Annotated in this window: 16 protein-coding genes; 4 read left to right on the plus strand and 12 right to left on the minus strand. The window is 61.7% G+C overall.

The features are described from left to right. Positions 1–68: 68 nt before the first annotated feature. Positions 69–1,196 (minus strand): alcohol dehydrogenase family protein, encoded by a 1,128-nt coding sequence (locus tag CDPAHKCJ_RS00620; protein ID WP_205700747.1) that lies wholly within the window; start codon positions 1,194–1,196, stop codon positions 69–71. A gap of 456 nt (positions 1,197–1,652) precedes the next feature. Beyond that, on the minus strand, positions 1,653–2,237 hold the full coding sequence (locus CDPAHKCJ_RS00625) for a Fe-Mn family superoxide dismutase (RefSeq protein ID WP_043334256.1): 585 nt from the start codon (positions 2,235–2,237) through the stop codon (positions 1,653–1,655). Between the two features lie 684 nt (positions 2,238–2,921). On the opposite strand from CDPAHKCJ_RS00625, the gene CDPAHKCJ_RS00630 reads away from it, so the two are divergent. From CDPAHKCJ_RS00630 to CDPAHKCJ_RS00640, 3 genes are all read left to right on the plus strand, one after another. Next, complete coding sequence (locus CDPAHKCJ_RS00630) at positions 2,922–4,118, plus strand: hypothetical protein (RefSeq protein WP_166017942.1); 1,197 nt, start codon at positions 2,922–2,924, stop codon at positions 4,116–4,118. Positions 4,119–4,272: 154 nt separating this feature from the next. Continuing rightward, positions 4,273–6,354 carry an autotransporter assembly complex family protein gene (locus CDPAHKCJ_RS00635; protein ID WP_166017944.1) on the plus strand — a complete coding sequence of 694 codons (2,082 nt, stop codon included), beginning with the start codon at positions 4,273–4,275 and terminating at the stop codon, positions 6,352–6,354. A gap of 91 nt (positions 6,355–6,445) precedes the next feature. Next, a complete protein-coding gene (locus CDPAHKCJ_RS00640) occupies positions 6,446–10,648 on the plus strand; it encodes a translocation/assembly module TamB domain-containing protein (RefSeq protein ID WP_166017946.1) in 4,203 nt (1,400 codons plus the stop codon). 149 nt (positions 10,649–10,797) lie between these two features. Here the strand turns inward: CDPAHKCJ_RS00640 and CDPAHKCJ_RS00645 are convergent, their stop codons facing one another. Beyond that, a complete protein-coding gene (locus CDPAHKCJ_RS00645; RefSeq protein ID WP_166017948.1) occupies positions 10,798–11,274 on the minus strand; it encodes a YchJ family metal-binding protein in 477 nt (158 codons plus the stop codon). Positions 11,275–11,323: 49 nt separating this feature from the next. Here CDPAHKCJ_RS00645 and msrA point away from each other — a divergent pair, with 49 nt between their 5' ends. Further along, entirely contained in the window at positions 11,324–11,962 is a 639-nt protein-coding gene (gene msrA, locus CDPAHKCJ_RS00650; RefSeq protein WP_131432038.1) for a peptide-methionine (S)-S-oxide reductase MsrA, read from the plus strand. Positions 11,963–12,141: 179 nt separating this feature from the next. Here msrA and CDPAHKCJ_RS00655 read toward each other — a convergent pair whose 3' ends face one another. From CDPAHKCJ_RS00655 to CDPAHKCJ_RS00695, 9 genes are all read right to left on the minus strand, one after another. Continuing rightward, positions 12,142–13,311, minus strand: a complete 1,170-nt coding sequence (locus tag CDPAHKCJ_RS00655; protein ID WP_166017950.1) for a dicarboxylate/amino acid:cation symporter — start codon at positions 13,309–13,311, stop codon at positions 12,142–12,144. A gap of 335 nt (positions 13,312–13,646) precedes the next feature. Further along, the gene (locus tag CDPAHKCJ_RS00660; protein ID WP_166017952.1) at positions 13,647–14,705 is read right to left on the minus strand and encodes a hydrolase; all 1,059 of its coding nucleotides are present in this window, start codon (positions 14,703–14,705) and stop codon (positions 13,647–13,649) included. A 349-nt stretch (positions 14,706–15,054) separates the two neighbouring features. After that, positions 15,055–16,419, minus strand: coding sequence for a Xaa-Pro dipeptidase (gene pepQ / locus CDPAHKCJ_RS00665; RefSeq protein ID WP_166017954.1), 1,365 nt, complete (start codon positions 16,417–16,419; stop codon positions 15,055–15,057). A 138-nt stretch (positions 16,420–16,557) separates the two neighbouring features. Beyond that, positions 16,558–17,469, minus strand: a complete 912-nt coding sequence (locus CDPAHKCJ_RS00670; RefSeq protein WP_166017956.1) for a LysR family transcriptional regulator — start codon at positions 17,467–17,469, stop codon at positions 16,558–16,560. A 513-nt stretch (positions 17,470–17,982) separates the two neighbouring features. Beyond that, positions 17,983–19,065, minus strand: a complete 1,083-nt coding sequence (locus CDPAHKCJ_RS00675; RefSeq protein WP_166017957.1) for an oligopeptide/dipeptide ABC transporter ATP-binding protein — start codon at positions 19,063–19,065, stop codon at positions 17,983–17,985. Continuing rightward, the gene (locus CDPAHKCJ_RS00680) at positions 19,062–20,114 is read right to left on the minus strand and encodes an ABC transporter ATP-binding protein (RefSeq protein ID WP_166017959.1); all 1,053 of its coding nucleotides are present in this window, start codon (positions 20,112–20,114) and stop codon (positions 19,062–19,064) included. The genes CDPAHKCJ_RS00675 and CDPAHKCJ_RS00680 overlap by 4 nt, the downstream gene beginning before the upstream one ends. Before the next feature lie 20 nt (positions 20,115–20,134). Next, complete coding sequence (locus tag CDPAHKCJ_RS00685; protein ID WP_166017961.1) at positions 20,135–21,118, minus strand: ABC transporter permease; 984 nt, start codon at positions 21,116–21,118, stop codon at positions 20,135–20,137. Next, positions 21,115–22,161: an ABC transporter permease gene (locus CDPAHKCJ_RS00690; protein ID WP_166017964.1), complete on the minus strand. Its 1,047-nt coding sequence runs from the start codon at positions 22,159–22,161 to the stop codon at positions 21,115–21,117. The genes CDPAHKCJ_RS00685 and CDPAHKCJ_RS00690 overlap by 4 nt, the downstream gene beginning before the upstream one ends. A 327-nt stretch (positions 22,162–22,488) precedes the next feature. Beyond that, complete coding sequence (locus tag CDPAHKCJ_RS00695; RefSeq protein ID WP_166017966.1) at positions 22,489–24,084, minus strand: ABC transporter substrate-binding protein; 1,596 nt, start codon at positions 24,082–24,084, stop codon at positions 22,489–22,491. Positions 24,085–24,140 lie beyond the last annotated feature (56 nt).

Here is a 24,140-nt window from a genome sequence, read left to right on the forward strand (position 1 = left end):
CTTTTTGTCCTGGCCTCAGTTTTTACATCATGAGCGCCAGGCTATTCCTGCAGATCGCCGAGCTGTCTTCAGGCCCAGGGCTCGAGCACGAACTTGCCCACGTGGCCCTTGCTGAGAAACTGCTGTTGCGCGCTTACAATTTCGGTCAATGGGAAGCTGGCCGCGATCAGCGGGCGAATCTCCCCTTGCTCCACATAGCGGATCAGATTGGGGAAGGTGGCTTCACACCAGGCAGTGGTGCCGAGCAGGCGCAGGTTCTTGAGGTACAGGTCGCGTAGATCCAGTGTCACCATCGGGCCGGCGATGGCACCGGTAGTCACCAGACGGCCGCCACGTGAAAGCAGCTTCATCATGATCGGGAAGTTGTCGCCAGCGACATTGTCGACCACCAGGTCGACGCTTTCGTGGCCTAGCAGCTCGAGCAGGTCGGCCTTGCGGTCCAGAAGTCTGTCGGAACCCAGTTCTGCCAGGGCCTCATGCTTGGCAACGCCCGCCACGGCATACACCGTCGCGCCACGGCGCTTGGCAAGCTGCAATGCAGCGGAACCGACCCCGCCCGAGGCGCCCAGAATCAGCACACGCTCGCCCGCCTTGAGCTCTGCCTGTTCGAGCATATTTTCCGCCGTGCCGTAGGCGCAGGGCAGGGAGCCAAGCTCGACATCGCTCCAGTCACAGTCCACCGCGAACACTTCACTGGCGCGCACGCTGACGAATTGCGCGAAGGCGCCGTCGAAGTCCGAACCCATCCATTCGTTCTCCAATGAGTCCCAGCCTTCGCTGCGCATGCAGGAGCGCACCAGCACGCGCTTGCCCAGCAGGCTGGCATCCGCATTCGGGCCCAATGCCACCACCTCGCCACAGCAATCCGTGCCCTGTATCAGGGGGAAGGGCGTCTCTCCCTTCCAGCCACCTTCCGGCGGCGCCGACTTGTCAGTCGCCGCATCTGCGTCCGCGTTGTCATGCACGCTGCTGGCCTGTTGGGTCGCGGTGGTGATCGTGGAGGAATACCAGCCCAGACGCGTATTGATCTCGGTGTTGTTCATGCCAGCTGCCAGCACCTTGATCAGCACCTCGCCTTCACCGGGTGTCGGCACCGGGCGCTGCTGCGTCTCGAGGCATTCATAACCTCCATGGCCGGTGGTCACGATCGCCAACATGGAGTCGGGCAGAGAGGAGGTCGAGGTGTCAGTGGGCATCGGGATTCCTTTTTTCAAAGTAGGTATTTCGCGCAGTCAAAGAATGCATTTCAAGCAGTGTGTGCCAACAATGTCGTCGAGTCTCTTGTCGTCGAGTCCCTGTGAGCGTGCAAGGGGACGCAACGAGGTAGAGCATACGTTCTACTTGTCAGTCATTAGATAGGGGCATCGCCATCATTTGCAAGTCGACAGACGAGATTCTTCTCCCCGTGGTGCATACCCAAGCGTAGCCAAGCCTAGCGTGTAGCAGGCTCGCGGCTGGGTGACGTTGTCTTGAACGAAAAAAACCCCGCCAGGTGGCGGGGTTTTCAGAGCAAAGCATCCAGGCGCCATATCAGGGTGACGTTGAATGCCTTGGCTCAGCTGGAGTTCCGAGCGGTAAACGACCCGATTTCCTTAGACTTGCAAATCTCGGTCCTGCAAAGCTCGGCCTAGCCAGACTCAATCTGGAAAAGCTCAGGCTGCGAAGTTCTGCGCAGCGAATTCCCAGTTGATGATGTTCCAGATGCTTTCCAGGTACTTCGGACGCGCGTTGCGGTAGTCGACGTAGTAGGCGTGCTCCCAGACGTCGACGGTCAGCAGCGGAGTCTGACCAGACTTGGCGATCGGGGTGTCCGCATCGTCAGTGTTGACGATTTCCAGCTCGCCCTGGGCGTTCTTGACCAGCCAGGTCCAGCCGGAACCGAAGTTGCCAGCGGCGGAAGTGTTGAAGGCTTCCTTGAAGTCAGCAACGGAGCCCCACTTAGCCACGATGGCGTCTGCCAGCGGACCGGACGGCTCGCCACCGCCATTCGGGGACAGGCAGTGCCAGTAGAAGGTGTGGTTCCACACCTGAGCCGCCTGATTGAACAGACCACCCTGGGCGCTCTGGATGATCTCTTCGAGAGATTTTTCTGCGTCAGCAGTGCCTTCGACCATGCTGTTAAGCTTGGTGACATAGGCTTGGTGATGCTTGCCGTAATGGTACTCAAGGGTCTCGGCAGAGATGGTCGGCTCGAGTGCGTTCTTTTCGTACGGCAGTGCTGGAAGTTCAAATGCCATGGGGATCAGCTCCTTTTCCTCACCAATTGGGTCGTACTCTGCCTTCGTGGGGCTTGGGGCTGAGTATTTCAATGCCTGACCCGCCATCGCGTGATGGAAGAGGGTCAGACAAGCACAGACTCAAGCTCCGCGACCAGCATCACTCCCGGCCCCGAGACTGGCCACCCGCTCAGGCAGCGGGCAAGGGCGAAAGTGCATGACTCGCCGTGCATCCCTCATGCCGTGGCTACGCGCATGAAATGTGCAATCAGCGTGAAAAACCTTGTGAATCCAGATAGCTACGAAGACAGAGGCTGCGCGTATCGCAGTGTCTGGCACTATAGCACCCAGACACCGACAGGCCAACGCTGGTGGGCACTGACCGCGGGATCCTCTCAAGCCTCTTGCAAGGCTCGCGTTCATTGTCGAGCTTTCGCCACATTCCTGCCACTCTGGCCTCGATGACGGGCCATCGCGGGAACCTGATGAGATGACCGAGGTCAGCTGTTAGACTCGATTTCCTGTACGTGAACCGTGACTTATCTTTTGCAGAACCTGCATTACTGTATTTCTATACAGCAGCGCGAAAAAGCGCACTTTCGGTCGCCTTGCATCTGGTGCGATGGGACAGTGAGCCCACTGACATGCCCGAAGATGCTGCGCTGACCCTTTCGCTGCTGATCGTCTGCCGGAACTGGAGCCAGAATGCGGCCGCACAATGCTGAACCGTCTCTCAATGACTCACCGGACGATGCGCTGGTCGCGCGTCCCGATGATGCGCTTGGCGTGCATCACACCCGTCCTCCCGCGCCCAGACGCTGGCCGACGTGGCTTTGCCTCCTTGCCCTGGGGGGCGTGGTGGGCTGGCAACAGTGGCAGCTGAATGACCTGCAGACCCTCGGGGGCGATCAACGCGATCAGCTCGGCGCGCGTGTCAGTCAGCTCGAACGTTCCGTGGTCCAGCTTGAGCAGCAGGGGAATGAGCGCCTGAACGAATTGCGTGATGCACTGGGTGAGCAACTCAGCGCCCTGGACAGCCAGTTGAATGACACTGTCCTGCCGGCGCTGACCACCCTGCAGAAGGACAAGGCATCCCTGTCGAGTGAGGCCGTCACGCGCCTCGAGGCGCTGGAAGACAAGGTGGCAAAGGATGCGGATGGCGCTCAAGAGCGTCTGACCGCCATGGACGAGGTGCTTGATCGTCTGGATGGTCGCGTCACGACGCTTGCCCAGACAGGTGACAATCACGCGACCCTGATCACGGCGCTGCAAGGCTCGATGGCGGCGCTGGAATCCCTCAGCCGTGATGGCCGTGCAGCGCTGGGCGCGCGTTTGGATGCCCAGTCGGCCACGCTTGAGCACCTCGAGCCGCTGGTGGACAAGACCTCCAGCACCCTGGACACGCTGACTTCCCGCATCGAGACCTTGCAGAGCGATATTGAGCGCGCTGTCGAGAACACTAGCGCCGAGCAGCTGGCCTCGCTCGAGACTCGCCTCACGGCACTCCAGACGGACCTGGCCACGCAACAGACCCAGACGCGTGACTTGCAGCAATCGCAGCAGCAATTGAGCGAGACGCTGAAGGCACTGCCGGAGCCTGCAGCCGCCGCTGATGGTGATGAACTGGCCAGCAAGCTCAAGGGCCGCTTCGCGCCGCTTGACGAGCTGGCAGCGCTTGAGACAGCGCAACGCTCACTGGCCTCCCAGCTGGGTGAACTGCGCCGTCAGCAGACAGCGCTCAGTGCCGGCCTGGAAGCCAGTTCTCAGGGGGCATCAGAGGACACGCGCGACCAGTTGCGCTCGCTGGATGCCAGCCGCCGACAGCTGAGTGGCCGTGTCGCGTCGCTGCTGGGTCAGGTGTCTGAACTGGAACAGCGCGTCAGTCGACTGGAACGCCGCTGAGCCTGCGCAGCAGGGATACAAGTAATGACGACATGGCATGGCCCGCCATCCAGGCAGGCCATGTGAAACGCCCCGTGATGACCGAGCGCCGCACGACATGATGAACGGGAACGATGGACAGTGCTTTCTCCCAGCACTCAACAAAGGACGAATCATGAGTGGCGACAACAAAGAGCCTGCTCGAGCGACCGGGCCGCGCGGTTTGCCGCATCGCTATCTGACGCCGCTGATCGTGTGTGGCGGTCTGTGCTTCGCACCGCAGGCGCTGGCGATCGATGCCGCCGTCAAGGGCGTCAAGGGCGCGACGGCCACCAATGTGGTCAACTTCCTGGCCGGGATGACGCTCGAGGGCGATGCTCCGGCCGAGCGCTATGAGGATGAGATCATCCGGCGCACACAGGAAGCGCTGCAGGCCTTCGGTTACTACGATGCCCAGATCACGCTCAGCTATCCCGAGAAGGGGCTGCTGGGCGGCGATGATGTGGTCGTGACGGTGGATGCCGGTGAGCCGGTCACCATCGAGACGCTTGAGCTGCGACTCGAAGGCGACGCCGCACGCGACAAGGTCATGAAGAAGGTGCTGGCCGACGCCGACCTCGAGGAAGGCGATGTGCTGCGTCACTCACGCTATGACAGCCTCAAGTCGACTCTGACATCACTCAGTCTCGAGCGCGGCTATTTCGACACCTCCTTCTCCCAGCAGCGCATCGAGGTACGCCCCTGGCTGCACTCGGCACGCATCTATCTGGTCATGCAGAGCGGTCAGCGCTACCGCTTCGGCGATATCACCTATCTCAACAGTCAGATAGAGCTGGATCGCGTCAAGGCCATGCAGCCGTTCGAGACGGGCGATTATTACGAAGCCGGCAAGTTGACCCAATTCAATCAGCGGCTGAGTGAGGCCGGCTGGTTCCGCTCGGCCGCGATCAAGCCACAGCTCAATTCGGGTGCCGAACTCAAGACCACCAGCCTCGACAGTGAGATCAAGACCCCCTATGCCGAGGCACAGGGCTATGAGGGGTCATGGCTTGCTGATGTCGAGCGGACTGAGGTAAAGGGGTCTGAAGTCAAGGGGACTGGGAGCGAGCAGACGGGGATTGAGAGCCACCGCGCTGACGCCTCGGCCCGCTCGGACTCGACGGTGCCTGCCGCGCAGGCTGCGGGGGCGGCGACAGAAGATCAAACGTCTCTGGCCGCTGGTAGTGACACGCCGGTACTGACGGGCGATGCGCTGGAGGCCGCGGTCAAGACGGCCAACGGTCCCATCATTCCCGTGGACATCAGCCTGATTCCCGCTGACCGTCACAAGTTCGAGACCGGTATCGGCTACGCGACGGATGTCGGGCCACGCCTGCAGTTCAGCTGGGAGATGCCGTGGGTCAATCGCTATGGCCATAGCCTGACCAACAGCCTGTTCCTGTCCTCGCCGGAACAGACCTTCGAGGGCGAATACCGCATGCCGCTCGAAGACCCGCTCAAGGATAGCTATGTCCTCGAGTACGGGATGTCGAACACCGATGATGAAGATACCGAGAGTCTCGAGACCACCGTACGCTTCACCCGCGAGTGGAAGTTCGACAATGGCTGGACCCAGCGCGTGTTCTTCGGTTCCACCTATGAGGACTACACCCAGGCGGATGAATCCGGAGCCGTGCTGCTGCTGTATCCCGGAGTGAGCTGGAACCGCACTCGCACACGCCCCAAGACCTTCCCGATGTGGGGCGACCGCCAACAGCTGACCTTCGAATATGGCGATCAGATGTGGGGCTCGGACGTGACCTTCCTTCGCTCCCAGTTCAACACCAACTGGATACGTTCCATCGGCGACAACCATCGTTTCGTGGCGCGCATGGGTGTCGGCCACGTCGATACCGACAACTTTGATGACATGCCACCCTCGATGCGTTTCTTCACTGGGGGCGACAACAGTGTGCGTGGCTATTCCTACGAGACACTCGCCCCGGAAGACGACGATGGCGATCTGGAAGGCGGTAGCTCGTTGCTCACCAGCAGCCTGGAATACGATTACCGCCTGACCGGCGACTGGTGGGGCGCGACCTTCTACGACGCCGGCAACGCCTTCAATGGCTGGGACGCACTCGAGCTCAAGACGGCTGCCGGCATGGGGATTCGGTGGATCTCGCCGGTGGGGCCGATTCGTCTCGATATCGCCCATCCCTTCGATGACGAAGACAACGATTACCGTATTCACTTCTCGATCGGGCCGGAATTCTGATCAGCTCGTGTCTATGAAACGAGTGTCGTGCGGATCAAGCGCCAGCAAAGGACCATCAGCTGAGCGGATGAGCTGATAAAAAGCTATGGAGATGTTGGAATTGTCTAATCCCTATGTACGTCGGGGCGGCCTGGTCATCCGGTTGCTGATATGGCTGCTCGTGTTCCTGATCGGGCTGACGATGCTGCTGGTCGGGGGCGTGTTGTCCCCGTGGGGCACCGGGCTGGTGCTCGATCAGGCGCGCTCACGTGGCTTCATCGATTATTCACAGGCCTCCGGCTCCCCGCTGGAAGCGCTGTCGCTCAAGGACGTCTCGTTGGACCTGCCGGGGCTGGCCATCAATGCCGACTCGCTGTCGCTGGCCTGGGGCGAGGACTGTCTGCTCAAGGGCAAGCTGTGTCTGGAGTCGCTGGAATCCAGTGGCCTCGCGATCACCCTGAGTGATAGCGGTGCCAGCGAGGAGCCTGAGCCAGAGAGCGGCGAGAGTCTCAACGTGCCCATCGTGGTGCCGATTCCCATCGAGGTGCGCAAGGTCGCCATTGATGACTTCGCCCTGGCGCTGGCGGATGGCAGTCGCGTCACCTTCGATCACTTCCATACCTCGGCCGCGCTGTCGGTGAGTACGCTGACCCTGGGCGAGACACGCCTGATCACCAGTCGTTTCATTCCGGCTGATGCCGTCGCGACGGAAGGGACGTCTGACACAGTGAGTCTCGAGGGGATGAGCATCACGCCTGAGGCGCAGCAAGCGGCGAGTGCAGTGGTCAACGCTCAGGTCGTGGCGTCTCAAGCCGAGAGCGCCGCCAGGGTCATCTCGAACAAGACCATCTCGAGCAAGGCCATCACGGATGAGACCGTCATGAATGACGCCGCAGAAGTGTCTGGCAAGACTGCCGCTGAAACCACGGATGAGACAGCACAGGCTGGGCGCATCGCCTTGCCGGAAGTCTATATTCCGCTGACCATCGAGGTTCCCGATCTCGCCATTGAAGACTTTGCGCTCGAGGGGCCAAGCCCGTATGAGGTCAGTCGCCTGTCGTTGGCGCTCAAGGCGGAAGGGCATGACATCACGCTCTCGCGTCTCGAGGTCGACTCGCGTGACGTGAACGCCGATCTTGTAGCGCAGGTCACCTTGAAGGACGAGTATCCGCTGAGCGCCACGCTCAATGCCGAGACCCTGATCGACCCCGTGCGTCATGAAAAGCTGCGCCTGTCTCTGGAAGGCTCGCTGGCGGATCTTGAAGCCTCTCTCAAGGCCGACGGCCCACTTGCTGCTGAGCTTGTGGCCAGCGCGGATGTGCTGGACAGTGATCTGCCCTTCGAGGCGCGCCTGAGCTCAAAGCGGATCACCTGGCCCTTTGCTGCCGTCGCTGATGCCTCTGATAACGCCTCCGCGGATGCGCAGAAGGGCGCTCAGACAGCGACGCAAGCCAACGCTGGCAAGAACAAGACGGCCTCCGCTGGCGCTACCTCCTTCACGCCTGACTATAGCGTCGAGCATCTGGCGCTGGTCGCCAAGGGCTCATTGTCGGGGTATACGACCACACTGGACGCCATTATCGAGGGGCGTGACATTCCGCGCGCCACCTTGTCATTGGCTGGCGACGGCGATCTCGCGCATTACCGCTGGCAGCCGCTCAAGATCGCGCTCAAACGTGGCTCCGCGATCACCCGTGGCGAGATTCATTGGCAGGAAGGGATCAAGGTCGCCGCCGAGCTGGCGCTCGACAAGCTGCATCCCGAAGACTTGCTGCCGGCCCCGACCGGGGGCGGACAGAAAGCCGTGCGTGGTGAGCTGAGCGGCAATCTCGTGGCCAGCTTCCAACAGCCGCAGCAAGGTCCGTGGGCCGTCGATGTCAGCAAGCTGGATATCCATGGCACCTTGCTCGAGCGTCCGCTCACGCTGACCGGCAAGCTTGCGGGCAATGCCGACATGCAGTGGAACGTCGACGCGCTGGAGCTGCGCCAGGGGCAGAACCGGCTGAGCGCCAATGGCAAGATTGCCAAGACCATCACTCTGGCGGCCAACATCGATTTCCCGGCGCTCTCGACCCTGATGCCGGATATCGCGGGTGAGCTCAAGGGCAAGATCGATGCCTCGGGCACTCTCGACAAGCCTCAGCTGGCCAGCAACTTCACCGCACGACGCCTGCAGATCGGGGAGAACCGTATCTCCGACATGGCACTGTCGGCCGGGGTCGATGCCCGCAAGCGGGGCATTGATGACCCGGCACTGGATATCGCCCTGAATGCCGATGATGTCAGAGCTGGCGGACAGCAGATCGCGACCGTCGCACTGACGCTGGGAGGCTTCCTGAGCGATCACACCCTGCAGTTCGATACCGAGATGGCCGGAGAGATGCCGCTTTCTCGCCTGGGACTGACCCTCAAGGGTGGACTCGACAAGGCGCGTGAGCATTATCGCGGCGCGCTGTCTCCGCTGACGGCGAATACCGATTTCGGGGACTTCAACTTCGACACGCCGGCGAGCTTCGATGCCAATCTCGCCAAGGGCAGCGTGCTGGTGCAGCCGTTCTGCCTGAGTCGCGAACAGGGCGGCCAGATCTGTGTCGCCGAGCCCTTGAGTGCGGGCAATGACGGACAGGCCGTGGTGACGCTCGAGGGGATTCCACTGGACATGGCCCAGAGCGCCATGCCGGAGAGCTGGACCATCGGCGGTGCCACGGGCGGCAAGATCACGGCAAGCTGGAAGCAGGGCGGCCAACGCTGGAATGCTGACGCGGAGCTGGCGGGCAAGTTGACACTGGCCGGCGAAGACGCCGACGGCAACGCCTGGTCACTGCCCGAGACCACCTTGCAACTGGCGCTGGAGGCCACACCCGACAAGGCCGATCTCGATACCCAGATTCGCCTCGACAGCGCTGGCGGCATCGGTCTCACCGTGTCGGTCCTCGACCCGGCCGGCGCAGGACAGCTCGATGGCTCGCTGGCCATCCGCGATATCGACCTCTCACCGTATCGTCCGCTGGTGGCGGGCATGACTCAGCTGGAAGGCAAGCTGGCGGGTGACGTCGAGGTCGGCGGCAATCTCAGCCTGCCGTCGTTGACCGGCCCGATCGCGCTGACCGGCGTCAAGGTGCAGGGCGACGGGCTGCCGGTATCGCTGTCGGATGCCCAGTTCACCGTCGACTTCGATGGCAACAGTGCCGATATCGATGGCTATCTGGTGGGCAACGATGCGCGCTGGGGTATCGATGGCGAGGCGGCATGGCCGACGCTTGAGGACTGGACGGCGTCATTGAACCTCGACGGCGCGAAGAATCCGCTCGAACTGCATATCGCCGGGATCGGCCGCATGCGCGTCGCGCCGGATCTCGAGATCAATGCCAGTCCCACGCTGCTCAAGCTGCGAGGTGACGTCAAGGTGCCGTGGACACGCATCGAAGTGGACCAGGTGCCGCCGTCTGCCGTGTCGCCCTCCAGTGACACCATCATCATCGAGCGTCCCAGTGATGAGGACACCTCCAACCCGGCCGAGCTTGCCGATGGCAGCGACACCGCCAAGGCGCTCAATGAGGCCGGCATGGCGTTGGATGTGCGTATCGGCATCCATATCGGACCGGATGCGCGCCTGGAGGCGATGGGGCTCAAAACCAAGCTCAGAGGCGATCTCGATGTGCGTCAGTCGAAGGGCGGCGTACAGGTCTTCGGTGAGGTCAATCTGGTCGACGGGACCTACAAGAGCTTCGGGCAGGACCTGCAGATCAGCAAGGGTCAGGTCTTGCTGGCCGGACCGCCCTCAAGCCCGCGCCTGAATATCGAGGCGATCCGTGATCCTGACAACACCGAGGACGACGTGACCGCCGGGGTGCGTGTGACGGGACTTGCCTCGTCACCCAGCGTCGAGATCTTCTCGGACCCGTCGATGGATGAGTCCTCGGCACTGAGTTATCTGCTGCGTGGTGAGGGTCTGGACAGCGACACCAGCAGTGACAGTGCGGTCACGTCTGCCTTGATCGGCATGTCACTGGCGCAAAGCGGTCAGGTGGTCGGGCAGATCGGGGAAACCTTCGGCGTGCGTGATCTGAGTCTGGACAGCTCCGGCAGCGGGGATGACAGCCAGGTGGTGGTCAGCGGCTATATCGCCCCGGACCTGAAGCTCAGCTACGGCGTCGGGCTGTTCTCGCCGATCGCGGAGCTGACGCTGCGCTACAAGCTGTTCCGCAATCTGTATGCCGAAGCGGTGTCCGGCACGGCGCAGGCCGTGGATCTGCTCTACAGCTTCTCGCTGGGCCGCAGTGAGCTGGCGCCCAGAGTCGGCAAGGACAGATGACACGCCAGGCCAATTGATCGCACCGAGGTCAGCCCCCATCGAAAGGTTCGGTGGGGGCTGTCTCGTTTCAGAGGGGACGTTTCAGAGGTGTTCGTTTCGCTTATGATCGAGAGCTCAAGCTCAAGCGCATCAGTACCCGGCGCGGACGGTCACGCAGTGCAGCAGCGCTTGATCTTCTTGCCGCTGCCACAGAGACACAGGCTGTTGCGCCCAGGCGTCAATGTCTGCCACTCGGCATCACCGTCGACATAACGCCAGTGATGGCCATCGTGATGAAAACGGCTAAGTTCCTGCAATTGCTGGAACTTTCCCTGCTCGAAGAAGGTGGCGTGAAAGCGTACCATGCCGGTATCGGCGTCTTGTCCGCTGTCCAGGATCTCCAATGCCAGCCACTGCGGTCCAGCACCTTCGAGATCGGCGCGTGCCGGGCAATGGGCCGGGTCCCAGCTGTCGATCAGAAAGTCGCTCAGCGACAGGCAGAAGGCGCTGTAGCGGGCGCGCATCAATTGCTCGGGGCGTTCAGCGCGGGTGATGTCAGCATGAATCGGCTGACAGCAATCGACGTAGCGTCGCGCCTCAGCACTGTTGGGCTGGCAGGGGCAGATCTTGGGGGGCAGAGATGACATCATTGAACCTATACACGATTGCACGACGCGACACAGGAGAGAGTCCGCCATGTGGATAACGGAAGATAAGCAGACCATTCCTTCAGCGCAGGACAGCTTGCCAGGGCGCAGTGAAGCGGTTCGCATCAGCGGCGTTCATCACGTCAATGGCCGCTCGATTGTACCGCCGTTCGACAGTGAGTGTGAGGAGATCGTGCTGGGACTGGGTTGCTTCTGGGGCGCCGAGCGCCTCTTCTGGCAGCTGCCGGGCGTCAAGGTGACGGCGGTCGGTTATGCCGGCGGCCATACGCCGAATCCGAGCTATGAAGAGACCTGCACCGGCAAGACGGGCCATACCGAGGTCGTGCGTGTGATCTTTGACCCGACGGTGATCGGCCTGCCGGAGATCCTGCGGGCCAGCTTCGAGGCCCATGACCCGACCCAGGGCATGCGGCAGGGCAATGACATCGGCAACCAGTATCGCAGCGCGATCTATTACACCCGTGAAGACCAGCGCGCCATCGTCGAGAAGAGCATGGCCGACTACCAGCAGGCACTGGATCAGTCCGGTCTCGGCCGCATCACCACCGAGGTCGCACCGCTGCGCGAGTTCTACTATGCCGAGGAATATCACCAGCAGTATCTGGCCAAGAATCCGGGTGGCTACTGCGGCCTGAAAGGCACGGGAATCAGCTGCCCCATCGGCTGACAGCCCGGCAGTCATGACAGGCAGGGCATGCCGTCATGAGACTGTTGGTGAGAGATTGCCGCTGAGAGACACGAAAGCCTCATGGTCGCCGCGAAGTTCACGGCCGCCATGAGGCTTTGTTCTTTCAGAAACAGCTTTTGTCAGAAAACGCTGTCGGTCAGGTGCGGCGAGGCACAGTGTCAGCGGTAGCGCTGTCGATCCTGCTCGGCTTCTGCAAAGCGATCGATCCACTGCACCAGGGCGCCATCGCCGGTGACGTTGCACGCGGTGCCGAAGCTGTCCTGCGCCAGATAGAGCGCCATCATCAGGCCGACGGCGGCGGCATCGAAGCCCAGCAGGCTCTGCAATACGCCCACCGAGGTCATGGCGGCGCCGCCGGGCGAGCCGGGCGCGGCAATGATGGTCACGCCCAGCGCGGTGATGAACGGCAGCAGGGTGGTGAGCTCGGGAGTTGCCAGTGAGGGAGTGACCAGCATCACGCCAATGGCGCACACGGTCAGCGTGATGGCACTGCCGCACATGTGGATGGTGGCCAGCAACGGCACCGCAAAGCTCGCCACGGACGGGGAGATATGATTGAGGTGCATCTGGCGCACGGTGACCGGAATCGTGGCCGCGGAAGACATGGTACCGGCGGCGGTGAAGTAGGCGGGCAGCATGTGCGCCAGCGCCTTCATGGGCGAGCGGCCGGTGCTGGTGCCGCTGGTGATATAGAGCACGCTCAGCCACAGCCAGTGCAGGGTCAGCGCCAGCAGCAGGATCATGCCGAAGCTCTTGAGGGTATTGGCCACCGTGCCGGCGATCGTCATCTCGCAGAACAGGCCGGCGATATAGAACGGCAGGGCAGGGATCAACGCCTTGGCGATGAAGCGCTCGACGATGTCGCGGCCGCCGTCGGCCAGCTGGCGCATGCCGTCATGCTCGGTGGCGGAAATGCCGATACCGAACAGGAAGGCCGTCACCAGGGCGGTACTGATATCGGTCAGCGGCGGAATATCCAGCGTGAAGTAGGGGCTCAAGTGCTTGATGGCATGACTGACCGGCAGCTGGTCCTGTTGCACGATATGCGGCACGACCTCCAGCCCGACGATGCCCGCCAACAGTCCTGCCAACGTCGTCGAGGCATAGGCCAGCACGATGGTAAGAGTCAGCAGACGGCCCGAGGAACGCTCGAGACGTGCGATCCCGCTCATGATGAAGAACAGGATGATCAACGGAATGGCGTATTCCAGCAGTTCACCGAACAGTACCTTGAAGGTCAGCAGGGCGCGGATCAGCGATTCGGGAGCCCATTGCCCCAGCAGTATGCCAGCCACGATGCCGAGCACCAGGCGAAAAATCAGGTTCATTATCAGGCCAGTAGAGTCTTGAACGTAGGATGGGCGCGCAGTCTACCATTCTCCCTGAATCGTGACAGTGATCCGTGTCACCCTTCACACCCTCATCCTGTATACCGTTATCGTTTTTGTTGCTCTAAATTTAGCCATCTCAACAACGTATACGGTCGTAGTCGGGCTCAGGGCTTCCCACCGGATCTGAGGGTGGGAAGGCGAGCAAGGAGGGAAGAAACAAAAAGAGGCAATGAATGCCCCAAGGACAAGAAAGCCAAAGAGGGTAAGCGTGTTGGCGCCTGAGTGGCGGTTAATGCAGCCAGTTCGATGCACGACAGTTCAATGCAGGCAGCTCAGTGCGCTTCGCTCTGCACCTCTGCCTGCGCTTGTGGCTTGGGCAGCCCGCTCCAGGCATCCAGTTGCTGGCTGACACGGCGAGCCAGCCAGGAATTCAGTCGTCCACGGCGCCACTCGACGAAGCCAACATGCCCACCACGCTCACTGAGCTCGATACGCACGGCCTCGGAGGGTTGGTGGAAACGTGCGAACAGATCGCGTGGCATGAAGGGGTCATCCAGCGATTGCAGAATCAGCGTCGGCAGTTCGATCTCGCTCAGCAGACGGCCCGCCGAGGAGCGCGTGTAGTAATCACTCGCCGAGGTGAAGCCATGCAGCGGTGCGGTGACTTCGTTGTCATAGGCCCAGAAACTGTTGAGCTGCGTCAGTTGATGCGCTCCGATCGAGATGGGTAGCGGCCCATTGGCAAGCTTCGCCGCCACCTTGGCCTTCAAGCCCTTGAGCAGATGGCGCTGGTAGAAGCGTGAGAAGCCCTGGTTGAGCACGTCCGCGCTGGCTGCCAGATCCAGCGGGGCGCTGATGGCGATCGCGCCGGCCAGATCCAGACCATCACCGCCTTGCTCGGCCACCAGCTTGAGCAGCATGTTGGCGCCCAGCGAGACGCCACAGGCGACCTTGATGGCGTGCGGATAGCGTCGCCCCAGCTCGCCAAGCACCCAATAGGCGTCTGCGGTATCCCCGCTGTGATAGGCGCGTGGCAGCCGGTTGGGAGATTGCCCGCAGCCACGGAAATGCATCATCACCGGTCGCCAGCCCATCCGGGCGGCTGCATTGAGCAGCTCACGGGCGTAGGGCGAGCTCAAGTCACCCTCAAGGCCATGAAACAGCACGAACAGAGGCGCATCGTCGCTCAGGGCCGTCGTACGCTCCCGCTTTTCATGACCGTCACTGATGACCCAGGCGAGCTCGACGAAGTCACCATCGGGGAGATTGAGAATCTCGGTACGACGACTCAGGGGCGCGCGGGGCAGTAATCGCGGCAACAAGGTCTGGACATGGCGATTGCGCAGGCCAAGGGCAGGGCGAAACTCTGACGTGAAGATGGAGTGCGGCATGTGAGGTAGCTCCAGTGGCAGGCCAGGGCGATGACGTTGGTGATCGGGTGATGAACATGCCCTTGATGGCGGTGGCCTGCAGCAAGATCTGACAGGAATTTCTGCATGGATGTCGTTGGCATCATTTCACTTGGCGACGCCAATCGCTAGTCGCAGTGCAGCATACGCATCGACGCCAATGGCTATCGCTCGGTTCTGGATCAAGTGCTTGATCCAGTGCATCGAGTACGCCGGCTCACTTCATGCAACAAAAAAACCGCCATCGGCACGGGACCCATGGCGGCGTGAGGCAGGCGTGTGACGGCAAGCGTCACAGCGAGAGAGCCAGACGGTGTTGTGACAGGTCTGATTACAGGCCCGTCGCCGGGCTACGTGTCAGATTGAGAGCACCATCTGCGGTGATGACCAGGTTGTCCTCGATACGCACACCACCGTGCGGTGCCAGCGCCTCGACCAGCTTCCAGTCGATATGCTCACCGCGTGCATCGTTGCGCAGCGGCTCCAGCAGCATGGGAATGATGTAGCAGCCCGGTTCGATGGTGATGGCCATGCCGGGCTCGAGCACACGCGTCAGGCGCAGCATCGGGTGACCTTGCGGCGGATGACGGATGTCGCCAGTGGTGTGATCAGGAATGCGACCCGCCACATCATGGACCTGCAGTCCCAGCAGGTGCCCGAGGCCATGCGGGCAGAAGGCTGCCGTGATGCCTTGTGCGACCTGATCCTCGGCGGGCAGGGACACCACGCCAAGTTCCCGCAGCAGCTCACCCAGCTCGCGATGCATCTCGAGGTGCAGGTCGACGTAGTCCACCCCGGGCGCGAGTCTTGCCATCAGACGCTTCTGCAGCGCCTCCACGCCCTCGATCAGCGCGCGATAGAGCGGCAGGGCATCATCGCCTGCCCAGCTGCGCGTGATGTCCGAGGCATAGCCGTGCACCTTGGCTCCGGCATCCACCAACAGGCTGTGACGGGCAGCGGGGGCCTGCAAACCATAGTGCTGATAATGCAGAACGGCGGCGTGTTCGTTGAGACCTACGATGTTGCCGTAGGGCACATCCAATTCCCGTTGCCGAGACGCGCCAAGATAGGCCAGCTGGATATCGAGCTCCGCGCCGCCTTCCATGAAGCTGCGCCGGGCAGCCAGATGGCCACGCGCAGCGCGCAGGCTGGCTTCCTGCAGACAGGCGATCTCGAAGTCGCTCTTGTAGACGCGTCCCTCGTCTAGCTGGCGCACCAGGCCGACCGGGTTGGGTAGCGCCTCAAGTTCGCTGACCACCTGCGGCTGAAGCTCGGCGATTTCGCCCAGCAGCGCCACGCGACCCTCGGGACGCTGTGGCAGTGTCGGCTTGCGCAGATGGACGATCTCGAACTGTTCGGCCCAGGGCGCAGTGTCCGGCATCGGCAGGCTGGGTGACAGATGCCAGAAGTCATCGGGGGCATAGAGGTAAAGCGTCGGTTGCTGGCCCGGACGAATCACCAGCCAGCTGTCGCTGAGACCCGCCATCGGCACCCAGTGCAGGAAGTGGGCATGCGACTTGAAGCTGGCATCCTGATCATCGGCGAAATGCCGCTTCGGCTTGCCACTGTGCAGCACGATGGCATCCAGATCATGCTGCTGCATGGCAACTTCGTAGCCTGATTGCAGCGCCGCAAGATGCGCGCGGTGTGCTGCAGCGTGGGTGATAGTCGGGTCGTTGAGCTGGCTGTCAGACATCATGTTTCCTTGAAAACGGTCGGCACGCCTGACCTGGAGGAGTGAACGTCAATGGCGTGAGGTGATGGAGAATGAAGAAATGAAGGGGAGAGAAGAGCGCCGCTGAATCAGCGCCTTCGCCCCTCCAGTCCGGATGACTCACGAGAAGTGTGCTTCCAGCTGGTGCCAGAGTTCACTGACACTGTCGTGGCGCGGCACGCGCGGGCGATACAGACGGATATGCAGGCTCAGGTCCCAGCGTGGGTCACCGGCACGTACCAGCTTGCCGCTGGCGATTTCCTCTGCGGCCAGACGCTGCGGCAACCAGCCGATGCCATAGCCCTGCAACACCAGCGCCTTGATGTTGGCCGCCTGAATATTCTCGTTCATGGTGACCAGATGCGCCTGGATCGGCACCTGAGCGAGATGGGCCATCAGCGAGGTGGCGATGACGGCGCGCGGATGCGGGCTGATGAACGGTAGCGGATTGCGCCGCGTGCCCGGCAACTGATGGCGGGGATTGCCGTCCGCGCCGGGTGCGCACAGCGGAATGAAGGATTCTTCGCCGACCACCAGGTATTGGTAACTGTCCAGCTCAAAACCGAGATCGACACGTGCCTGGGGCCAGTAACACAGCGCCAGATCACATTCGCCGCGATCCAGCCCGTGGAAATAGTCGGCCGCCAGCCAACCGGTGGCACGCAGATAGGGCAGCACCTGTTCACGCAACTGAAGCTGATCGAGCCAATCAGGCAGGAAATGCGACACCAGCGACTGCGGTGCCCCCAGCGATATCTTGCTGGCTTGCTGCTGGGCCATGTCCTGCAGGCGTTCACGAGTGATACGGACGCGCTCGGTGATCTGCTCGCACAGCTGGAGAAACTCGTCTCCGGCGGGAGTGAGCGACAGCGGCAGGGTCTGACGATTGATCAAGGTGGTGCCCATCTCCTCTTCCAGCAACTTGATGCGGCGGGAGAAGGTGGGCTGAGAGACATTCTGTGCGTCGGCCGCCCGCGAGAAATGCCGGGTCTGAGCCAGAACGATGAAATCTTCGAGCCAGCGAATTTCCATGTAGTGAAGGTGCCTCGAAAGCCGGTCAACCGGCCATGTCAGGAGATCGGGGCAGAACTCTGGACCGCAACTGCTTCCAGCACCTGAAACAGTGCCTGAAACAGTATCTGCAAGCGTACTGGTTGAAGTTGCTGGTGCAGAACTCGGGGCAGAGACGTGGGCCTTGTGGGGGCGCCCTTTATCTGACTATCCAGTCAGTTTGTATAGTGAAGAGATGTTGCCTTACCCGAGCAGAGAGATGCAAACCCTTGCCCGCGGCCTGTATCTTCCAGGGCCGCGACACAAGGGCGCCTGAGCAGGGTTACTTGATAACAGGGACACTTGATCAAGGGCATGATCAGGACCATGAGCAGGACCAGGAGAGCAAAGCACGGTTGACAGGCTAGCGACCGGCTAACCTGCCAACTGCGCTTATTGAACTGTGCTCAACGAACAGTGCTCAGCGAACAGGGCTCTGCGGCGTCCCATTGACACCATTGCATGACGCCTTATCGATACGAACAGTCGACACGTTCAGTCGATGCGGCCTTCTTCCACGGCGTGGCAGGCGACCTGACCGGTGTCCGTGGCGATCAGGCGCGGAATCTCCGTACGGCAACGCTGATTGGCATGCGGACAACGGCCATGGAAGACACAGCCCGAAGGCAGATTGACCGGCGTCGGCACCTCGCCCTCGAGGCGGATATGATTGGGCTTGTCATCGTGCAGCCGCGGTATCGCCGACATCAACGCCTGGGTGTAGGGGTGACGTGGGCGGGCAAACAGCGAGCGGGTGTCCGCCAGCTCGCACAGCGTGCCCAGGTACATCACCGCGACGCGAGTGCCGAAGTGCTCGACCACGGCCAGGTCGTGGGTGATGAACAGATACGTCAGGTTGCGCTGCTCCTGGGCCTCCATCATCAGGTTGAGCACCTGCGCCTGGATCGAGACATCCAGCGCCGAGATCGGCTCATCGGCGACGATGAACTCCGGATCCACCGCCAGGGCACGAGCGATCGAGATACGCTGACGCTGACCGCCGGAAAATTCGTGGGCGAAACGCTTGCCCCAGTCCGGGTCGATGCCCACCGAACGCATCACCTCCTCGATCTTGTCACGCACCTCACCATCCTTGAGCGTCGGCTGATGAAAGCGCAGCGGCTCCTCCAGCGTCTGCTGGATGGTCATGCGCGGATTCAGCGACGCATAGGGATTCTGGAAGATCATCTGCATGCGACGGCGGTAGGGCAGCAGGTCTCGCGGGGCCATATTGTCGATGCGGGTGCCGTCAAAACGGACCTCGCCACCGCTGGGCTTGAGCAGGCCCATCACGGTACGTGCCACCGTCGACTTGCCACAGCCGGATTCCCCGACCACGCACAGCGCCTCACCGCGTTTGACGTCCAGCGTGACGCCATTGATGGCGTGCACATATTCCTGCTTGCGACGCAGGCGCCCCTTCTCGAAGGTCAGCTGCTCGAGAAAGTCGCCAGACAACGAGAAGCGCTTCTCGAGATCACGGATTTCCACCAGAGTTTCGCCAAGCTCGGCGCTGTCGACACGGGTGGAGGCCTGGAAGGAGGAGGACTGAGCGTCCTTCAGAATCGCCGCGCTCATGCGTTCACCTCCGTGCGGTGGCTGTCAGTGGGAGTGGCGCCATTGCCGTTGGCATCGGTGATGATCGGGGTCCAGCGCTCGCCGGCGACCATGGCATCAACCATATGACAGGCCACCTTGCAGTTGCCGGAGTGGGCAAAGGCCGGCACCTTCTCGAGGCAGATGTTCGCCGCGAAGTCACAGCGCGGGTTGAAGGCGCAGCCAGCCGGAATCTTGGTCAGGGTCGGCATCGAGCCACGAATCTGGTTCAGACGGCTGCCGGGTGTAGCCATCTGGGGCAGGGCGTTGATCAGCCCCTGGGTGTAGGGGTGCTGGGCATCGTTGATGATCTCGCGGGTCGGCCCCTGTTCGATGACACGCCCGGCATACATCACCAGGGTGCGCTGGGTGACCTGGCTGACCACGCCGAGGTCGTGTGTGATCAGGATCAGCCCGACGTTGTGCTTCTCGCACAGCAGCAGCAAGAGCTCCATGATCTCGGCCTGAATGGTCACATCCAGTGCGGTGGTCGGCTCATCGGCGACGATGATGTCAGGGTCCAGCAGCAGCGCGATGGCGATGATGATGCGCTGACGCATGCCGCCGGACAGCTCATGAGGGTACTGCTCCAGGCGCTTTTCCGGTGAGGGTATGAAGACCTGATTGAGCTTGTGCAGGGCGATGGCGCGCGCATCCTTGCGGGAGATGCGACGGTGCGCCTTGAGGCACTCGATCATCTGCTCGCCGATGGTCAGCACCGGGTTGAGCGTCATCATCGGATCCTGGAAGATCATCGAGATGCGATTGCCGCGAATCGACTGCATTGCCTTGGGCTTGAGGGTGTTGAGCACCTCGCCATCGAATTTGATCTCGCCGCCGGCGATGTAGCCGGGCTTGGCGATCAGATTCAGGATGGTGAAGGCCGCGACCGACTTGCCGGCCCCCGATTCACCGACAATCCCCAGTCGCTCACCGCGCTCCAGGGTAAAACTGACATCGCGCAGGGCGCGGACCTCACCGCCTCGCATGGCGAAGCGCACGTCGAGGTGGTTGACTTCAAGTAGTGCCATTGTCTTGACTCCTCTCGGCTTCAGCCCTTGTAGAGACGCGGGTTCATGACATCACGCAGCCAGTCGCCCAGCAGGTTGATGACCAGTACCAGCACGATCAGCACACCACCGGGGATCAGCGTGATCCACCAGCTGCCTGACTGCAGGTAGTCGAAGCCGGATTTGATCAGTGACCCCAGCGACGGCTGGGTCTCCGGCATGCCGAGACCGAGGAAGGACAATGCCGCCTCCGAGATGATCGCGTTGGCGATCTGCACCGTGGAGATGACGAAGATCGGCGACAAGGTGTTGGGCAGGATGTGACGGAACATGATGCGGCGGGAGCGGAAGCCCATCACCCGTGCGGCATCGACGTATTCCTTGTTCTTCTCCGCCAGCACCGAGGCGCGGACGGTACGCGCATACTGCGGCCATTCCGCCAGCCCGATGATCAGGATCAACAGGATCAGCGCGTAGTCCGAGAAGGCGGCGCCGCCGAAGGTCGCCTTGATGATGGCGCCCACCACGATGGCCACCATCAGGGTCGAGAACGACAGCTGGATATCGGCCATGCGCATCAGGAAGGCATCGATGCGCCCGCCCAGGTAACCCGCCAGCAGCCCGAAGGTCACGCCGAGCAGTGCCTGCAGGATGACCGCGCCGAAGCCGATCAACAGCGACACGCGTGTGCCGTAGAGAATGGTGGAGAGCAGATCACGCCCCTGGGCATCCGTGCCCAGCAGGAAGGCGGGGTCACCGCCTGCCATCCATGCCGGCGGCAGCTCCGAGTTCATGATGTCGATGCTGGCCAGGTCATAGGGGTCGGCCGGGGCGATCCACGGCGCGAGGAAGGCCCCGAGCACCATGGCGATGAACACCAGCAGACAGGCCTGAGCCATCCAGTCACGCTTGAAGCTGTAGACCAGGTAGGACTCACGGAAACGCTGCCAGCGGCCGGGGACCGCGATGGAGCTGGTCTTCAGGGTGACGGGCGTGTTGCTCGATTGGGTATTGGATTGGCTCATGCCGGTTTCCCCGCAAGCTTGACGGTGGGGTTGACCAGTCCGTAGATCAGATCGACGAGGGTGTTGGTGATCACGAAGATCACGCCGACCATCATCAGATAGGCCACGATCAGCGGGATGTCGGAGCGGGTGATGGCCTCGAGGAACATCAGACCCATGCCCGGCCACTGGAAGACGGTCTCGGTCAGGATGGTGTAGGCCACCATGGTGCCGATCTGCACGCCGCCGACGGTGATCACCGGCAGCATGGTGTTCTTCAGTGCGTGCAGGAAGTAGATACGCTTGAGACCGATACCCTTGGCGCGTGCGAACTTGATGTAGTCCGACTGCAGCACTTCCATCATCTCGGCACGAATCAGGCGGATGAACAGCGGCAGCATGATCGAGGCCAGCGAGATGGCCGGCAGTACCAGGTGCCACAGGCCGTCGGCGGTGAAGAAGCCGCTGGACCAGGTGCCCGCGACGTGTACCAGCTCACCACGTCCGTAGGAGGGCATGCCGCCATCGGTGGACAGCATGCCGTTCAGCACACTGCCCCAGGTGGTATCGCTGGGGAACCAGTCCACCGTCACGCCGATGGCGAACAGCTGGATCAACACGATGGCCGTCAGGAAGACCGGCACCGAGATACCGATGATCGAGGTGCCCATGAACAGGCGTGATAGCCAGTTTCGCGGGCGAATCGCCGCGAATACCCCGATGGGGGCCGAGAGCAGGATGATGATCAGGCTCGAGGCCATCACCAGCTCCAGCGTGGCGGGCAGGTGCTTGAGAATCACCTCGGTCGCCGGCTGCTTGTAGAAATATGAGGTGCCGAGATCCCCTTGCAGGGCGTTGCCGGCAAAACGCAGATATTGGGTGATGAAGGGGTCGTTGAGGCCCAGTTCATCGCGCATGACTTCTCGCTGGGCTTCCGACACGGCCTGGCCGGTCATCTCGCGCAGCGGGTCGCCCAGATTGTCCTGGATGGCGAAGCTGATGATGCTGATCACGAACATGACCAGTACGGCGTGCATCAGGCGTTTGATCAGAAAGGCAATCATGGATCGCCACCTTCCTCGTGAGCATCACGGTCTGGTGCGAGTCGGCCATCTTGATGTCGGCCGATCACGCGGGGTGTCAGGAGTCCCGCCTGTCCTTGCCCTGTCATCGGGCACAGACTCCCTAACCCATCACCGAGAGGCGATGACCAAGGGGGAATAACAGGCGGGGGGGCAAGTCGTCGCGTTCAGGTCAGCAGGGCAACCAGAGAGTTCGCCTTGGCTATCTCCGGTTGCCTGACTTGCCTGTCGCGAGGGGTGAGTGGCCAGAAACATGGCACTGAACGATGCAAGGTGGTTCAGTGCCTGTCACTCACTCACGGCGTGGGATCAGTCCTGGTCAATGACCAGATCCCCCAGGTACGGGAAGTTCATCACGTTCAGCACCGGCTCGATGTTGACGCCATCACGCGCGCCCCAGGCCAGGTTCTGCCAGTGCAGCGGCACGAAACCGGCATCGTCGTAGACGGCTTTCTCGGCGGCCTGCAGCATCTTGGCGCGCTTCTCGGTGTCGGTCTCCAGGTTAGCCTCGGTGACCATCTTGTCGACGTCCGGGTTGCAGTAGTTGCCTGAGTTGTACTGGCCGACACCGCTGTCGGCATCAGGGCAGAAGGTCAGGAATTCGAAGAAGTTGGCACTGTCTTCGGTATCCGAGTGCCAGCCGATCATCATCATGTCAGCCGCACGCGCATCATATTCCGGCCAGTACTGGGCCTTGGGCAGGGTCTTGAGGTCTACCGTGATGTTGATCTTGGCCAGCATCGAGGCGACGGCCTGAGCGATCTTGGCGTCGTTCACATAGCGGTTGTTGGGCGCCATCATGCTGATCTCGAAGCCATCCTCGTACCCGGCTTCCTTCATCAGCTCCTTGGCCTTGGCCACGTCATAGCGCGGTGTCAGCTCAGGATTGTGGCCCTGATAGCCATCCGGCGACATCTGGGCGGCGGGGGTCGCGAAGCCCTTCATCAGCTTCTGGGCGATGCCTTCCTGATTGATGGCGTAGTTGACCGCCTGACGGACACGCTTGTCCTTGAAGGCTTCGACACGCTCCTGGTTCATCTGGAAGGTGATGATGCGGGTGCCGCCCATCTCGACCAGATGCACGCCATCCTGCTTGCGGATGCGTTCCAGATCGGTCGGCGGTACCGGCGCGATGAAGTCCATGTCGCCGGAGAGCAGCGCCGCGACACGGGTGGCGTTTTCCTTGATCGGCGTCAGCACGATGTCGTCGACATTGCCCGGGGATTCGGTATCCCAGTAATCCTCGAATCGTTCGAAGCTGATCTTCACGCCCTGCTGACGGTCAGTGACCTTGTAGGGGCCGGTACCGGACTCGTTGCGTGAGGCGAAGGTGTTGGCGGCCTTGGCGATCTCATCCTTGGCCTTGCCGTCTTCGGTCTCGCCGGAATAGAACTTGCTGTCCATCGGGAAGATGTAGGTCGCGGCATTCAGCACCAGCGGGAAGGGCTTGTCGGTCACCAGATCCACGGTGTAGTCATCCACTGCCTTGACGTCAGTGAACGGTGCGAAGATGGCCTTGAAGTCAGCACTCTTCTTGAGGCGCTCGATGGTCCAGACCACATCCTTGGCGGAGAAGTCATTGCCGGAGTGGAACTTGACGCCTTCGCGCAGATGGAAGCGCATGGTGTTGTCGTCGACACGCTCCCAGCTCTTGGCCAGGCGACCATCGAAGCCGAGGTCCTTGTTCCAGCGAATCAGCGGGTCGTAGACCATGTGCGACAGCTGCAGGGTGCCGCCGGAGAGCTGTTCGTGGATATCGAGGGTCACGGGGTCAGCGTCGTAGGCCATGCGCAGGGTGACGTCTTCGGCCATTGCCGGAGCCGCCATGGCCAATGTCGCGCTGCCGATCAGCGCACACAGGGTCTTCTTGGGCAAGAAAGACTGGAGGGCATTCTGACGGGTCATGAGCATCCCTTTGCTTGTGTAGTTTGATTGTTGTTGTGGCGATCCTGCACGGCTAT

Source organism: Cobetia sp. MB87 (genome assembly GCF_011319755.1).
Classification (GTDB): domain Bacteria; phylum Pseudomonadota; class Gammaproteobacteria; order Pseudomonadales; family Halomonadaceae; genus Cobetia.